The organism is Dyadobacter soli, from assembly GCF_900101885.1.
GTDB lineage: Bacteria > Bacteroidota > Bacteroidia > Cytophagales > Spirosomataceae > Dyadobacter > Dyadobacter soli.
In genome coordinates this window covers 21,987-38,396 of sequence record NZ_FNAN01000036.1, presented here as the reverse complement: position 1 = coordinate 38,396, position 16,410 = coordinate 21,987, and the positions used below count along the sequence as shown (strand labels likewise).

General features: G+C 50.1%; 11 protein-coding genes. 6 read left to right on the top strand and 5 right to left on the bottom strand.

The genetic code is table 11. From position 1 onward, the window contains the following. A partial coding sequence (locus BLQ88_RS35550; protein WP_143016862.1) for a hypothetical protein occupies positions 1–296 on the bottom strand: 296 nt, incomplete at its 3' end. Between the two features lie 257 nt (positions 297–553). Here BLQ88_RS35550 and BLQ88_RS35545 point away from each other — a divergent pair. Together BLQ88_RS35545 and BLQ88_RS35540 are read left to right on the top strand one after the other, a co-directional pair. Beyond that, a complete protein-coding gene (locus BLQ88_RS35545) occupies positions 554–907 on the top strand; it encodes a type II toxin-antitoxin system RelE/ParE family toxin (protein WP_090157773.1) in 354 nt (117 codons plus the stop codon). Continuing rightward, positions 904–1,218: a helix-turn-helix domain-containing protein gene (locus BLQ88_RS35540; RefSeq protein ID WP_176885207.1), complete on the top strand. Its 315-nt coding sequence runs from the start codon at positions 904–906 to the stop codon at positions 1,216–1,218. Before BLQ88_RS35545 ends, BLQ88_RS35540 begins: the two co-directional genes overlap by 4 nt. Positions 1,219–1,248: 30 nt before the next feature. Here BLQ88_RS35540 and BLQ88_RS35535 read toward each other — a convergent pair whose 3' ends face one another. Together BLQ88_RS35535 and BLQ88_RS35530 are read right to left on the bottom strand one after the other, a co-directional pair. Next, the gene (locus tag BLQ88_RS35535; RefSeq protein WP_143017015.1) at positions 1,249–1,440 is read right to left on the bottom strand and encodes a hypothetical protein; all 192 of its coding nucleotides are present in this window, start codon (positions 1,438–1,440) and stop codon (positions 1,249–1,251) included. 99 nt (positions 1,441–1,539) lie between these two features. Beyond that, positions 1,540–2,166 carry an Rpn family recombination-promoting nuclease/putative transposase gene (locus tag BLQ88_RS35530; RefSeq protein WP_090157770.1) on the bottom strand — a complete coding sequence of 209 codons (627 nt, stop codon included), beginning with the start codon at positions 2,164–2,166 and terminating at the stop codon, positions 1,540–1,542. Positions 2,167–2,370: 204 nt separating this feature from the next. Here BLQ88_RS35530 and BLQ88_RS35525 point away from each other — a divergent pair, with 204 nt between their 5' ends. The 3 genes from BLQ88_RS35525 to BLQ88_RS35515 all read left to right on the top strand — a co-directional run bounded on the left by BLQ88_RS35525 (position 2,371) and on the right by BLQ88_RS35515 (position 9,528). Beyond that, positions 2,371–5,586, top strand: coding sequence for a SusC/RagA family TonB-linked outer membrane protein (locus tag BLQ88_RS35525; RefSeq protein ID WP_090157769.1), 3,216 nt, complete (start codon positions 2,371–2,373; stop codon positions 5,584–5,586). 31 nt (positions 5,587–5,617) lie between these two features. Then, complete coding sequence (locus BLQ88_RS35520) at positions 5,618–7,099, top strand: RagB/SusD family nutrient uptake outer membrane protein (protein ID WP_229213004.1); 1,482 nt, start codon at positions 5,618–5,620, stop codon at positions 7,097–7,099. Positions 7,100–7,233: 134 nt separating this feature from the next. Continuing rightward, positions 7,234–9,528, top strand: a complete 2,295-nt coding sequence (locus tag BLQ88_RS35515; RefSeq protein WP_090157768.1) for a beta-N-acetylhexosaminidase — start codon at positions 7,234–7,236, stop codon at positions 9,526–9,528. On the opposite strand, the gene BLQ88_RS35510 is transcribed toward BLQ88_RS35515, so the two are convergent. Then, positions 9,521–11,707, bottom strand: coding sequence for a sialate O-acetylesterase (locus BLQ88_RS35510; protein WP_176885206.1), 2,187 nt, complete (start codon positions 11,705–11,707; stop codon positions 9,521–9,523). The two genes, BLQ88_RS35515 and BLQ88_RS35510, sit on opposite strands and share 8 nt — an antisense overlap. A gap of 777 nt (positions 11,708–12,484) precedes the next feature. On the opposite strand from BLQ88_RS35510, the gene BLQ88_RS35505 reads away from it, so the two are divergent. Next, positions 12,485–15,568 carry a BspA family leucine-rich repeat surface protein gene (locus tag BLQ88_RS35505; protein WP_143017014.1) on the top strand — a complete coding sequence of 1,028 codons (3,084 nt, stop codon included), beginning with the start codon at positions 12,485–12,487 and terminating at the stop codon, positions 15,566–15,568. An 87-nt stretch (positions 15,569–15,655) separates the two neighbouring features. Here BLQ88_RS35505 and BLQ88_RS35500 read toward each other — a convergent pair whose 3' ends face one another. After that, positions 15,656–16,396, bottom strand: coding sequence for an SDR family oxidoreductase (locus tag BLQ88_RS35500; protein ID WP_090157765.1), 741 nt, complete (start codon positions 16,394–16,396; stop codon positions 15,656–15,658). Between the last annotated feature and the right edge of the window lie 14 nt (positions 16,397–16,410).

Genomic DNA, 16,410 nt, shown 5'->3' with positions numbered 1-16,410 from the left:
TCCAACTGGATTGTTTCGGAAGGTGTACTATCGGAAACAACCTTTTTCTTTTCCTGTTTTCCCTTTGCCATACTCCTAGGCCTCAACCCTGAATTACCTTTTAAAACTTTGGTTTTTGAATCGTAGCCCAACTTTCGCATCCAGCGCAGCAGATGGCCGCGTTCTTTGCTCTGGCTCGTATATTTCTTCCAAATTTCAAGCTTTGAATAGTCAGTCGAAAGATACTCCTTGATGATCTGGTGCCGCTCCTCATCGGTAAACAAATTACCGTCCTTTTTGAAAAATATCTTACCCATTTTGAAATTGGTTGGTGTAAACCTATTTCAGGACAAGACAAACGACAATTGATTAGGAGGCCCCGCCGGGGCCCGTTCCTCGGGCGTGGATCTGACTAGTTACAAACAGGGAGCCGCTCTGCGGCTGCTTTCCCTGATTGGCTTCCGCGGAGCCACCAACTCTGGAATCACCAGGATACACAACATACAAATTAACAAAAACCAGAGTTTACATTTAACGAAACTATTCTTACATTTGCCTTAAAGACACACTATACATGGATAAACTTTTCGAAATTGTAATCTTAGACGACGCGCTTGAATTCCTGAGCGGGCTCGAACGAAAGCATTACGAAAAAATTCTTTATAATATCCGTAAGTCGCAAGTAAATGCCGACCCGAAACTTTTTAAGAAATTGACTGACGACATTTGGGAGTTTAGAACACTTTACCAAGGTATTCAATACAGACTTCTTGCTTTCTGGGACAAATCGTTAGCTACTGATACGTTAGTAATTTCGACCCACGGATTTATAAAGAAAAGAAGCAAGGTTCCGGACAATGAGATCCAGAGAGCCGTGAACATTCGCACTAAGTATTTTTTAGCAAAGCAATTAAACAAGAAAAGATGAAGGCGTATACACTAGACGAAGTTCAGGATAAACTGATCGGAAAAATAGGAACTCCGGAGCGTGATATATTCGAGTATGAACTTCAAATGGACTTAATTGGCAAAGCAATCAAAGAAACAAGAAAGGAACGAAACCTGACCCAAGAAGAATTGGGGAAACTAATTGGTGTTCAAAAAGCGCAAATATCGCGACTTGAAAGCAACGCCAGTAACGCCACGATGGATACGCTGCTGAGAGTCTTTACAGCTTTGAAAGCAAAGGTAAAATTGCAAGTCGAGCTACCGAATCTGAATATTATCATCGGAGAGTAAGGGTAAAATCCCAAAACCTGCAATCTCAAACTATTCAGCCGCTAAATCTTCCCGGATCTCCGCGACATAATTTACACTTACTTCCATGATTGAAGCGATCTGCTCATTTGTAAGTGAAGATTGCTTGATCATGTTCCTCACAGATTTATGCGTAGTTTCCTGTTTGCCCTCCTCAACGCCTTTCTTCCGGCCCTTTTCTTCGAATATTTCCAAGGTGTTCATAATCGTGTCCTTACTTTGAATTTGTAGTGATGCGACTAGGTCTAACAATTGAGCTTCACTGAGTCCGCTGTTTACGAAAATATAAACAATGAGGCTGCTTTACAAGTTCTTGTCCATCTCATCCGCCAGCGTCAGTATCGTGGGAATCAATGCACCAAGCGCATCCTTCAAAGCACTATATTTCATCGCGAGCAGCGATGCGGCCAGAAATTTGTTGTGCAGCGACTGAGTCTCATCATCGGAAATCTGGCCGAGGTTGTGGAAAATATACTGGTAGTCGGGCACAAATTCCTGTAACGCCGGTTCCATATCTTCGAAGAGATCGACAAGCGTTTTGTACTCCCATCGGACTTTGCCGTGATACAGTAGGATGGGAATGATCAGGGAGGGACTTTCGCCGTCTCCAATCTGTTTCAAAAGCCCGGAAAAGATGTAGCTCCCGATCTGGATCGGCGTGTATGGGTCGACATAGCTTTTGTGCTCAACAAGCAGCGAAATCTTCACTTCTCCTTTACCGTCCACCTTCTGGCAGGCGTAAACAATGTCTGACATGGATTTTTGCAGATCCTTCGACACGTACGTATCGGGAAGTTGCCGGAGGGTGGAAAAGTCCAGCAGGTCGAGGATGTGCTGCGGGATGCAGGCCCGAAAATAGTCCAGGGCGATCTGCTGGTTGCCCATAATGGCCCTGATGAAGGTATCATGGTTAGGTGTGTGTTTTTTCATAGGGTAAAGATAAAATTTTCAACTATCAATGTCCACGAGCTTGAAAACCCCAAATTAATTTCCCAAAACCTCCGTAACCTTTCTTTTTAATACGTATTTATTAATTTTTTCTTACGTAATATACTTTCGTTTCAATAATAAGATTATATTTGTTTCGATACCTTTCGAATCAATCACATCTAGACCGTTAACCTTCCATTACCTATGGGAAACCAAATGTTTACTGAAAGCTATAATTCCCTCCGCCGGGCGTGCGGGGTGACTTTGCGAATGCTGTTTGCGATGTTAATGCTATATGTATGTTGTAGTACCGCGCAGGCGCAGAACGCCGGGCGCGGGAGCCAAGTGACTGTGAATGGCCAGGTTACCGAGAAGGCAACCGGGCAGCCGCTCGTGGGCGTTTCCATTCGGGTGAAGGGCGGCACGGATGGCGTGACGTCGGATGCGGATGGCAATTACAAGATCCAGGTGCCTGCGAGCAGCACATTGTTATTTACGTATATAGGATATGGTGATTTGGAAGAACGCGTTGGGAACCGCTCGGTCATTTCGCCCCAGCTTGAAAACAGCGACCGCTCGTTGAACGAGGTGGTCGTGGTGGGATATGGCAGCCAGTCGAAGCGGGAAATTACCGGTTCGGTGGCGTCTGTTGGGGCGCGGCAGATCCAGGACAGGCCGGTGGTGTCGTTCGGCGAGGCGCTGGCCGGGCAGATGGCCGGGGTGCAGGTGCAGCAAACGTCCGCTGCGCCGGGTGGCGGCTTGTCGATCAAAATCAGGGGAACGGGCTCCATTACGGCGGGCAACTCTCCTTTATATGTGATCGACGGGGTGCCGTTGGATAACTCGGTGAGTAATGCGGGCGCCCAGGGCGGCGGCATCGGAAGCCAGTCTCCGGTTAACCCGCTGGCAAGCATTAACCCTGGTGATATTCAATCAATTGATGTACTCAAAGACGCAGCAGCTACGTCCATTTACGGATCGCGGGGCTCGAATGGTGTTGTCATTATCACTACCAAACAGGGCGCGGCGGGTAAGTCGCAGATCAGCGTGAATGCCAGCTACGGCTTCCAGGAGATTGCAAAAAGAGTGGGATTGATGACCAACGAGGAATATGCGCGCCGACAGATCGACATGCGTAATACCGACTGGGTACGCGCCGGTGGAAAAGCGACGGACCCGAACTCAGCACGGAGCGGACCGGGCTTCAAAATCCCCGACGAGTTCAAAAACCCTTCGGCACACCCCTACACCGACTGGCAAGACGTGCTTTACCGCCGCGCTCCGATTCAGAATTACCAGATTGCAGCTTCCGGCGGGACTGAGAATGCACGGTATTACGTGTCGGGCAATTACCAGAACCAGGAAGGGCTTATTGTCAATTCCGGCTTCAAAAAATATGCATTCCGGCTGAATGTGGATGCGAAAGTGTCGGACAGGATCAGAGTAGGTGCGCGTGTGGCGCCGTCCTACACCAATAACCGCATTGCTACTTCGGGCGGAATCCAGGATTACGGCGCCGTGGCCGTGACGGTGATGTCAACTCCCGGATTTTATCCGGTGCGTACGGCCGATGGCGCCTATTCCAGGTCCTACACGCTGCATTTCGATGATGGTACCACGCAGAATATCATTTACAACAACCCGCTGGCTTTCGGGGAAGGCATCAAGAATACGATGAACCAGTTCAGCACCGTCGGTAGCTTGTTCACCACGGTTGATATTTTGAAAAACCTACAATTTAAAACCAGTATCAATGCGGACGTCAACACGTTCAGCAACGACCGGTTTTCGCCTTCCTACATCAGTGTCAGCCCTTCCAACGGCCGTTCGTTTTCATCTGCCAACATCAGCTGGATTAATGAAAACACGCTGACTTACGACAACTCTTTTGCCGGAAAACACAATGTGAATGTGCTCGTGGGTTTGACGGAACAAAAATCGACCTTCAATTCCACCACGGTGAGCGCCAACTCTTTCCCGAACGACCTTGTGCCTACGCTTAATGCGGGTATCGTCACGGGCGGAAGTTCCAGCAAGTCGCAGTGGACGCTGGTTTCGTTGCTGAGCCGGGCTACTTATAATTTCAATGAAAAATACTTCCTGACGGCCACTTTCCGTCGCGATGGCTCGTCGCGCTTCGGTGCCGATAATAAATGGGGGAACTTTCCTTCTGCTTCAGTGGGATGGCGAATCGGCCAGGAAGCATTTATGGCCAATGTGCCTGCGGTAAGCGAGCTGAAAGTGCGGGCGAGCTATGGATTGATCGGTAACAACCAGATCCCCGACTACGCTTCCGTTGGGCTCATCAGCAGCGCCAATTACATCCTGGGCGCTGGCGACGGTTCTATCCTCAACGGTTTGGCACAAGGGTCGCTAAGCAACCCGCTTTTGGGTTGGGAAAAAGCCAAAGAAGTGGATTTAGGATTGGATTTGGGGCTTTTTCAAAACCGCCTTTACCTGAATCTCGACTATTATAACAAGCTAACTTCCGACTTGCTCCTCAACGTGCCCGTGCCGCTATCGACAGGTTATGAAACCGCGCTGCGCAACCTGGGCAGCCTGCGTAACAAAGGGGTGGAAATTGCATTGGAAACAAGGAATTTCCAGCGTGAGAAATTTACCTGGACCACCAATGCCAACATTTCCTTCAATACCAACAAGGTGGAATCGCTCGGTGCGAGCGGTGCGCCGATTATCGTGGCCAACCGCGCACAGGAAAATTCCCTGACCCACATTACCCAAATCGGCAAGCCGCTGGGAAGTTACTATGGACTGGTTTTCGACGGCATTTACAATACCCAGGAAGAAGTAGACGCCTCTGCGCATTTGCCTAACACATTTCCGGGCGATGTACGGTTCAAAGACCTGAACGGCGACGGGCTGATCAATGACTTTGATAGAACCATTATCGGAAACAACCTGCCAAAATTCACCTACGGCATCACGAATACCTTCAATGTCGGCAATTTCGACTTCGGTGTTTCGCTGCAAGGCGTGCAGGATGTGGAGGTGATCAACCTGACCAAGCGGAGCGTTTACCGGAACAATGCGTCACTTTCGAACAACTACTGGCGCTCCCCGGAAGAGCCTGGCGATGGCAAGACCTGGGGTGCGAATAATGCGGCGAACAACCGCAACATTTCATCGTGGTACGTGGAAGACGCTTCTTTCCTGCGCATCCGGAACATCACGATCGGTTACAAATTGGGCAAAATCCTGAATGGGACCATTCTTAAAAATGCGCGGGCTTACGTGAACATCCAGAACCTGCACACTTTCACCAAATATTCGGGCTATAATCCCGAGGTGAACACGACGGAGGGCGATCCGTGGATCTCGTCCGCGCTCACGCCGGGGATGGATTACGGCACTTATCCTGTGGCAAGAACCTACACATTTGGCCTCAACCTTGGTTTCTGATCCATTGAACCCTGATCAACCTTTAACATTCATGATGATGATCTCAAAAAATATAAAAATAGCCGTCGCCCTCGTTGTCCTCGCGTTTTCGGGCACCTCCTGTGAAGATTTCCTCGCCTCCAAGCCCATTTCACAAATTGGTGAAACGGATTTTTTCAAAACCGAATCCGACTTCCGGCAGGCAGTGGTGGGTGCCTACAATGCGCTCGGACAGGTGTATTCGGGCAATGGGTACTATTCGCTGCTGGTCGACCTGCGTTCCGACAATACCACCGAGCTCGGCCCCGGCGGCGGCGGTAACGATGCGAAAAAGAATATCGACGAGTTTCGTGAGACAACCGACAATGAGCACCTTACCGCATTCTGGCAAACCAGCTACATACTCATCGGGCGGACAAACAGCATTCTCGCCCGCATCGATGCCTCGCCCGTGGCGGATAACCTGAAACAACAGTACACCGGCGAAGCGCTTGCGCTGAGATCGCTCGCCTATTTCAACCTGGTGCGGCTTTGGGGCGGCGTTCCATTGGTGACGGAGCCTGTTACGGATATCGACGCGAGCTACAAAGTGGGCCGCGCTTCTGTGCCGGAAATATACGCGCAAATCGAGGCCGACCTCGTGAAGGCGGGAGGACTGCTTCCAGCCTCTTACCCTGCCGCCGAAACCGGAAAAATGACAAAAGGCGCTGCGCAAAGCCTGCTTGGACAGGTTTATCTGACACAAAAGAAATACGCCGAAGCTGCTGCGGAATTCAAGAAAGTAGTAACGGCGGGTACTTATAGTTTGCTGCCTGTATATGCCAATTTGTATAAAGCGAGCCAGCAGGGAAATGCGGAAGCCGTCTTGCAGGTACAATACCGGACGATGTCGAACGGGCTGGGCTCCAACCTGCCCAATCACTTTGCGCCTGTCGGCTCGCAGGGGGGTGTAGTCCCTACCGGCGGGGCATTTGGGTTTAACCAGCCTACCGAAGATGTCGCTGCGGCGTACACGGAAGGCGACATCCGCCGGAACAACATCGCCGACGGATACACGCTGGCGGGTAATTTTGTGGCTGCCAAATACATCCGCGGTTACGTGGAGCGCGAAACGGGTGGCGGCAATGCCGATTCGGGCGCCGACTGGTATGTGATCCGCTACGCCGATGTGCTGCTCAACTACGCCGAGGCACTCAACGAAGCCAACAAAGGCCCCGTTGCCGACGCCTATGCGGCCATTAACCTCGTGCGGAAGCGTGCAGGCCTGACGGATCTTGCCGGTTTGAGTTACGACACATTCAAAACGGCCGTGTACAACGAAGAGCGCCTCGAATCGCCGTTTGAAGGCCATCGCTGGTTCGATCTGTTGCGTACCGACCGCGCGATGACCGTCATGAATGCGAAGCTATCCGGCCCGGGCAAACCCACGGTGGGTGTTTCGACGCCGATCAAGGCTTACCAGCTCCTCTACCCGATCCCGACGCTCGTGGTATCAACGAGCAGCCCGGCGATTGTGCAGAACGAGGGATATTGATAGTCGATGATGCTCGCATAGTTTCATTGATCATGTGATGTATTTCAAACTGATAATGATTCAAAAGAGTAATTAGCAACCGCTGATTACTCTTTTATTTAACCCTTAAAGACAATCCCTTGAACACGATCCAAATGCTCCGTAGCATCTTTCTGCTCAGTTTCTGCTGCTGCATCATCCGGTTCACAACGCTCGCACAAGTTCCGGCTTCACCAAAATCGACAGTCGGAACAACCAATGCCGGTTCGGGCCTGTTGCCGCTGCCGCAACGAATGGTGTTGAGCGGGCAGCAATTTGCATTGGGTAAAAACTGGAAAATCGTGGCCGATGGTCCGCTAGCCAAAGGACAGGCTGTGGCGACCTTGCGGGAGGGGTTGCAGGAAGCCAACCTTTCGTTGAATGTGGTCGGAAGCAAGGCGACGGCCGGAAAATCGGCTGCCATTCAATTAATCATCAAAGATGGAGCTGTTGAAATCGGCGCGAGCATCGACACCAACCGCGCCACGCTCACCCGCCAGGCATACAGATTGAATTTAAAGTCCAACCAGATTACCATTACGGCCAACGCGCAGCAAGGTTTATTCTACGGCGTTCAGACGTTTTTACAGTTATTAAAAACGAATGCTAAGCTTCCCGAAGGCGAGATAACCGACTGGCCTAATGTGGAAGTAAGGATGATTTACTGGGACGATGCGCACCATTTGGAAAAACTCAGTGCATTGAAACGGATCATTAAACAGGCTGCTACCTACAAAATCAATGCATTCTCGATCAAGCTGGAAGGACATTTTCAATACAAATCCGCCCCGGCGATTGTGGAACCGTATGCATTGACAGCCCGGGAATACCAGGAACTGACGGACTATGCCAAAGCGCATTTCATTGACCTGGTGCCCTTTTTGGATGCCCCGGCGCACGTTTCATTTATCCTGAAACATCCCGAATACCGGAAGCTGCGGCTGATCGACGACATTAATTACCAATTTTCGGTAACGAATCCCGGCACATTCAAACTGCTGGACGCCATGTACAGCGAGCTGATCAATGCGAGCAAGGGCAGCAAATATATTTTACTATCCAATGACGAGGCTTATTATACCGGCAAAGCCCCGTCCAAAAAGCCTATGGCCGACAGCCTCGGAGGAAATGGCCGACTGCTGGCGTGGTTTATTAAAAAACTGGCCGACAGGCTGCATGAGCAGGGCCGCACGGTGTTTTTCTGGGGAGAATTTCCATTGCGTAGAGAGGACATTACCGCACTGCCTTCACATTTGGTGAATGGGGTTTACAGTAAATCCATCGCGGCAGATTATAAGAAGCACGGCATCAGACAAACAGTGTACACGGCCACCCAGGGCGCAGAGCCTATTTTTCCCAACTATTACCCGCTGCACACCAAAACCGCCGTTATGGCCGACGGCAGCGACCGTTCGTCGGGGCGCGTGGCGGGCATGTTCCGGGAAATCGGGACGGCATTTTCGGATAACCTGTCGTCTTTTATGGGCGTGATCATCGCCGGCTGGGCCGATGCGGGGCTGCATCCGGAAACATTCTGGTTGGGTTACGCATCGGGTACGGCGGCAGGCTGGAACAACCAAAACCTCACACCCGCCGACGCTTCCGCCCGGTTTATGACCTCATTTTACGGTCCCCGGCAGCAGGATATGGACAGCGTTTACCGCGTCCTCAGTGAGCAGGCAGAGTTTCATACCGAAAGCTGGGACTGGATTCCGTCTCCCTGGCGCGCACCGATCAAGGGGAATTCGGACAGCCTGTTCCTGCATCCCGAAAAAGACCAAACCTTACCCCTACTACCCGTGCCCGCATCCGGCACGCTGGCCATCAGCAAAACTTACCCCGTAAATGCGAAACGCATCGCCACGGCGCAATCCATGCTGCCGCGCAATGCCTACGCGCTGCAACTGCTCCGCAACAATAAATCTATTAGCAAAAAGCAGCTTTACAACCTCGAAGTGCTGGAATCCGTCGCGGCCATTTGCGGGCAGAACCTGCGCATGCTCATCACATTGAACCAGGTTTCGGATTTATTGCGGGAAGCCTCCGCAGCAATGACCGATCCGAAATTGGCCATTAGAAAACTGGATGCGGCGATGGAAATGGTCAGCAAACTGAAAGCCCAGCGCGACAGCACTTTCGCATTCGTAGAAAGCATTTGGTTTAAAGAATGGCAACCGCTGGTCGAAAAAGCCAACGGGCGGACATTCCTGCACCAGGTGGACGATATCAAAGACCACCAGCCCGTCCGCACGATCGACTTGAGATACCTCATTTACCGCGAGCTCCATTACCCGCTCGATCAATGGTGGAACGATGTGCAAAAAGTGAGGAACGCCTTCGCGAAGCAACACCAGTTGCCCGCCGTAATGAAACGACTTGATTGGAAATCTTCCACTGGAAAGCCTATCTAATCACAACTTTGATCGTCCGCTTGCTGGCTGCGCTTGTGATCTGGACGATAAATTCTCCCGGGCCTTTTAAGGGTAGCCTGAACTTTTCAATAGGCCCCAAAGTGCCCTGCCAGTTATAGATGAGGCGTCCCGATACATCATAAATCATTATCCGGGCATTTTCAACAGGCGTTTTAGAAAGCACGTTGATGCTGGCAGACTCGGCTGGATTCGGATATACGATATATTGATCCGACAAGGTCCGCAAACCAATCTCTATACTATTCGAGCTTGCAGAATAGCAAACGAGCGTGTCACGATCCAAATAGAAGGATTGGGCTGCTTTTGCGGTATAAATACCGGCAGAATCCACGATAAGCGTGTTCCTGGATTGTCGTGGTATGATGTTCGAATCTCTCAACCAAACATAATCCACGCTGGCTGTGTCGGCAACAGGTTGTACCTTGATATTAAATGGCCCCTGCAAAACTAGGACCGGCGGGTTATCAGCCGCGCGGATCGTAAGCGATACCGTATTGGATCGATCTGATTCACAGCCAAGTACATTGAATGCCTTTGTAAAAAAAGAGCCGGCTTCTTTCGGCTGGAAAACACCGCCGGCCTGTTGGACAATCTGGCCATCACCCGAGTACCATTGGTAAATATCTTTTCCGGAATCAAGAAAGAAACTCACAGTCGAGTCCCGGCATATTTGGATGTTTCCCGAGGGCTGAATGACGGGCGCGACGGGTTTGATTGGGAATGCGATGGTAATTTTCTGGGTCCTGAGGGAATTTCCAAATTCATCCTTAATGATAGCGGAATAGGTCCCCGGTGCACTCACCTGCATCGTCTGGCCCGTAGCCGTCGCCTCGCCCTCTTCATTGGCGATCGTCCAGCCATAAGAACGGTAACCATCTGCAAGGCGAAGGGAGACAGAGCTGTCATCCGTAGAACAACTGAGTTTCGTTACAGGGACGTCCGACGGCGGAACGGGCGCTATATTATCAAAGAAAGCATCATCAAGCTGCCTGTTCCAGGCTCCGGCAAGTACCTGTAAGGCTTCATTTCCATAAAAGTGAGTACCATCAATCCGGCTGACCGGCAGGTTGTCAGTTTCCGGACCATAGGCCCCCTTGTCTCCAAGGTCCGTGATCACCGCATTCTGGGCATCGATTATAGCCTGACTGGTTATCGTCGAGCCGGTATTATCTACGATTCTTGATGTCCTGGCAATCATCCAGGGTATTTTATAGCCCGTGTGGATTGTCAGGGCGTTGATGACGCTTTCAAGTTTGTATTTAAAATTCTCGTAGCCCATCCTGACGGGGTAAGTGTCTGACTCTCCAAGCATCCAAAGGATCGACCTAACGCCATATTGCCTGGCATAATTTTGTGCCGCAATACGGAGGTTGGCATAAGGCATCTGATCGGGGAATTGGTATGAATCCGAGTAAACGCTCGAGGTGGCTAAACCTTTACTGCTATCCAGCCAATTTTGGATGGAGGTTCCCGACCAGGCAGTATTGATAAAAAGGACTGGTACATTAAGCCGCTTGACGAGCGAATCCCCTAACATACCCCAGCACCACGCGGTATGCCCACGCGGACCGAGTATACTTATATTATCTTGTATGTCAAGGTGAGCAAATAAAGGGGAAGGCGGGTCATTAAGACTGTTGTTTGCCTCATTGTTGTAGGCGATATAGTTAACACGGTCATCGGCCGCGCCAGGGGGCAGCGGGATACCCGGCAGATCGTTGACGCCTTGCGCATTGGATTGGCCGGAAATAATGAACACTTCCCCAACGCCTACCCTGCCCAGGGTGTCGATGCCTACCGTTTTTCCTGATTGTATTGCCCGTACCTGCAAGCTGTACCATCCCTGGGGAATCTTGACAGATCCGTTAAAGATTCCCCCCGAAGGATTTTGTTCCAGGATAGTCCAGGCGGTTTCCTCTCCTTCTCCCGGCTTTACAGCAATAACACGCGCTTCGATCCGTTGTGCGGCTTGAAAGTAGTTGCCACAAATCGATACACTGGCATTGCCAGACAAATTTCGCTGGAAGATTGCGCGCTCCTGGGGAAAAGTTATTTCCAATTGTCCCCAAACAGTCAGAGGCAAAAGGCACAGAGCAGTAAACACTCTCGATGTTGCGGAAGCAAGCGGCGCCAGAATGAAATCAATATAATTTTTCACCAACAAAAAAGATTTAGCTGCACAGAAAGCCTATGCCGATCTGTTTTCTGTGGGCGGCACCAGCTTGGAAGGCGGCTGGGTCAGGAAGACGCCGTTTCCTATGATGGTAAAAGTATAAATTAGGTGACAAAGATCAAAAGCGATTTAAATACAATTTCCTGGATCATGCTTAATACCGAAGACAACGAAAAGAAATAGTCATTTTCGGGCGCTTGTTTTAGAAATTGAAATCTAATTACAACTCCGTTCAATACTTTTAATGTAAATCCAATAGGATTCATTTATTTAATATGTTAACCACACCTTCTACGCCGATCCGCTTTTGCTGCAAGAAAAGATAAAAGAATACGAGATATATGGTAAGGCCGGCTCAAAAAGCGCAGGGACTTTATAAGATTTGGCTTTAATATAAATCACCAAAAATAGAATTGCCCTTACTTTATTTTCATTGCTTGCCGTCAGAAGGTTCCCGTTTTTTCGGCGGAACCGCCGATAATTGTGTATGCTTCGGCTCCTTTGTCCTGAATTTCGCCAGCGATTTGTTTCAGCAGTTCGGCACGCCGCGCTACCAGAACAATACCGTCAAACTCCCCTGGCAAGCCTGATGGCCGTTTGAGCGCCGATCCCGCTGCTGGCGCCAGTCACTATCGCTATTCTACGCTTCATATGCTAAGTTTCCCTAAAAAAGTGCCTGTAACAGGTTCCATACTAATAGTCAATCTGATTGCTATAATTTGAAATGAATGCACGAATATCTAAAACAAATCAATTTGTTCCTTGGGAGGACATTATCAGACAACGGTCATCCTTTCTGCCGGCATTTGCAGCACAAAACAACAACTGGTTGGATTTATTGGCCGACTCAAATTGTCGCTGAATTTCTACAAAAAGACCGCATTATTTAGTACATCGGTCACTACTCGCTATAACGACCTTGGTGGGTTATTTCACGACTTTCACCTTGGTATGAAAAAAAATCTACTGCTGACAATAGTCACTATCCTGGCAGCCACCTTGTTTTCTTATGGCCAGATTACCCCTACCGATTATGTAACAACCTGGAAAACTGACAATCCTGGCGCATCACTATCCAACCAAATAATAATTCCTGCCGAAGGCGAATATACGGTATACTATGAAAGTATCCCCGCAAGCACGTCGGGAAGCCTTCCTGCTTCCGGCACTTTTACGGGCTCTCAAACTATTACACTGCCCGCGGCTGGTACTTACAGGATTGCGATTAAGCCAACCGGAGCTACGCCTTTCCACCGGATTTATTTCATCGGTAGCGAAGACCACCAGAAACTGCTGACCATCGAGCAATGGGGCAGCACTGTATGGTCTACTTTCGAACAGGCCTATTTGGATTGCTCAAATCTTTCCGCGATTTCGGCAACAGATGTCCCGATACTGACCAATGTAAGATCGATGCAGTTTGCTTTTTACAATTGCACTTCTCTTTCATCAGCTCCGAATATCAATAACTGGGACGTTTCGGGCGTCACCGATATGAGTCAGATGTTTTACCTGGCCAGCTCGTTTAACCAGCCCATTGGTAGTTGGGATGTTTCGGCTGTGACAAATATGTCCTTTATGTTTAGGGAGGCCGCTGCGTTCAATCAGCCCATTGGCAATTGGGATGTTTCTGCGGTAACAAATATGAGTTTTATGTTTCATAGTGCCACTGCGTTCAATCAGCCTATTGGCAATTGGGATGTTTCTGCGGTAACCAATATGAGGCTGATGTTTATCGCAGCCAGCTCTTTTAACCAGCCTATCGGTGCCTGGGATGTGTCAGCGGTGACGGACATGGCTTATATGCTTTCGGGGACTGCCTATAATCAGTCTTTGGGTGAGTGGAATCTGAACCCCACAGTGGATATGAACAATATGCTGTCCAATAGCGGGATGGATTGCAATAATTATAGTATGACCCTGATCGGCTGGGCGGCAAACCCGGCCACTCCTTCCGGCCGCAGTCTTGGGGCAACCGGAAGGACTTACGGGCCCTATGCGTCGGATGCCAGAAATTCGCTGACTGTGACCAAAGGCTGGACGATTACACGTGACAACCTGGACGCCAACTGTACCTACCAAGTCCCTGCGACCGATTATGTAACGACCTGGAAAACCGATAATCCAGGCTCATCGCTATCTAACCAGATCACTATCCCCGCCGAAGGCGAATACACAGTGTACTATGAAAGCACTAGCCAGCCAGGGGTCTTCGGATTTCTGCCTGCTTCCGGCACTTTTAACGGCCCGCAAACGATTACCTTACCAGCCGATGGCACTTACCGGGTTGCGATCACGCCAACCGGAGCCACACCTTTTCACCGGGTTCATTTCAACGGAGGCGGAGACCGACAGAAACTGCTGACCATAGAGCAATGGGGCAGTACCGTGTGGTCTACTTTTGATCATGCCTACGATCAATGTTCCAATCTGACCGCGATTTCTGCAATAGATGCCCCCATATTAACCCATGCAATTTCGATGAGTTACGCTTTTAGCAAGTGCTCCACCCTATCATCTGCCCCCAATATGAATAACTGGGATGTGTCAGCGGTAACCGATATGAGCTATATATTTAATGATGCCGCTGCGTTCAATCAGCCCATTGGCAATTGGGATGTTTCCGCGGTGACGACTATGCAGGGGATGTTTCAAAGAGCTATGGCCTTCAATCAGCCTATCGGCGGCTGGGATGTGTCAGCAGTGACCGACATGCTCGGCATGTTTAATGTTGCAACTGCTTTTAATCAACCTATCGGCACCTGGGATGTTTCCGCGGTGACCAGTATGTTTGTAATGTTTCAGAACGCAGCTGTTTTCAACCAATCCATTGGCAACTGGGATGTCTCAGCGGTTACCGATATGGGCGCCATGTTTGCTGGTGCTTTTGCCTTTAATCAGCCTCTTGACGCCTGGAATGTTTCAGCCGTGACCAATATGGGCACCATGTTTAATGCTGCTATTGCGTTTAACCAACCGATTGGCACCTGGAATGTCTCCGCCGTGACTAGTATGGTCTCTATGTTTCATTTTGCCACGGCCTTCGATCAGTCTTTGGGTAAATGGAGCTTAAATGCTTCGGTGAACATGAACTTCATGCTTACCAGCAGTGGAATAGATTGTAATAATTACAGCATGACCCTGATCGGCTGGGCGGCTAACCCGGCAACGCCGTCTGGCCGTAGCCTGGCGCTACCCGGAATCAGCTATGGTTCAACCGCAGCTGCTGCGCACGACGCGCTGACCTCTGCCAAAGGGTGGACTATTACAGACAATGGCCTGGACGCCAGTTGTATGGTACTGCCCGTGAAACTGGTTTCTTTTACAGCGAAAGCACTCCCCGACTATACCGTATCACTCAGCTGGCAAACCGCCCAGGAAACAGGCAATGACCGTTTTGTCGTCGAGCGCAGCACCGACCTGGTACTTTTCGAGCAGGTAGCCGAGATACGCGACGTGGCAGGAAATTCCAATGCTATACACACCTATCAAACCACAGATCCTACCCCCCATCCGGGCACCAGCTACTACCGGCTGGCGCAATATGATCTGGATGGTACCCGGACCTATTCACGCATTGTCACAGTTGTCGTTCGATCTGGTGATTATGTACTTTATCCCAACCCCGGCCGAAACCAATCATTTCACATCAGCATTGATGAACCGGTTACCGCAAGCATTCAGCTTTACGATGCTAAGGGAGGTTCAATCGCTTTCACGCGCAAACCGAATGGGCCCCAAACGGCCGTTATAACGCCTTTACAACCATTGGCTGCTGGTACTTATTTGGTTGTCGCGTACGAGCGCGCGACCAAACGGACATTCAACCTTATAGTGACGCAGTAGATTTTTATCGCAATTAGGAAGTTGCCGGCACCGATCGCTGCTTTCTTTCTGAGCAGTGATCGGTGCCCGTCGGACTAATCGGTGTCATTACCCATTCACCCAGTCGCCAAACCGGATTTTGCCAGGGTAAAAGTCGCCCTGAGGCACCAAAAGGGATTTGGGGATCTCAAAGAACATATACTTACTGTCGTCGTTCGCTTTCACCGGCTTTTCTCCACCCTTAACAGACAAATACCGGCTTACGAACTCGTTCATGGGCGCCAGGTCGGGGCCTGCGATTTCCACGGTTGCATTTTTGGGTGCTTCCAACGCCAGCCGGGTAACCAGTACAACCACGTCTTCTACCGCAATGGGCTGGTAATCCACCGTTGACACGTGGATGGCTTCCTCATCAGATTGAACTGCTATAATGGTCGTAATATGTTCGTGAAACTGCGTGGCGCGGATGATCGTGTATGGGATGCCGGACTCCTTGATGATATCCTCCTGCTCTTTCTTGGCCCGCAGATAGCCGATGTACAATGCCCGGTCTATTCCTACGATGGAGAGTACCAGGTGGTGTTTAATCCCGGCTGCTTTTTCGGCCGCAGCCAGGTTCTTACCTGCTGTACGGAAAAAATTGATCGCAGTGTTTTCTTCGGGAGAAGCGGAATTAGAAAGATCCACCACTACCTCCGCATGTTCCATGGCGTCAGCAAGGCCTTCGCCAGTCAATGCATTGACACCAGCAGACGGGGACGCAACGATTACCTGATGCCCCAATGCCCGCAGCTTTTCACTCACATTAGATCCGATCAAGCCCGTACCGCCGATAACTACAATTTTCATGATATTGATATGTC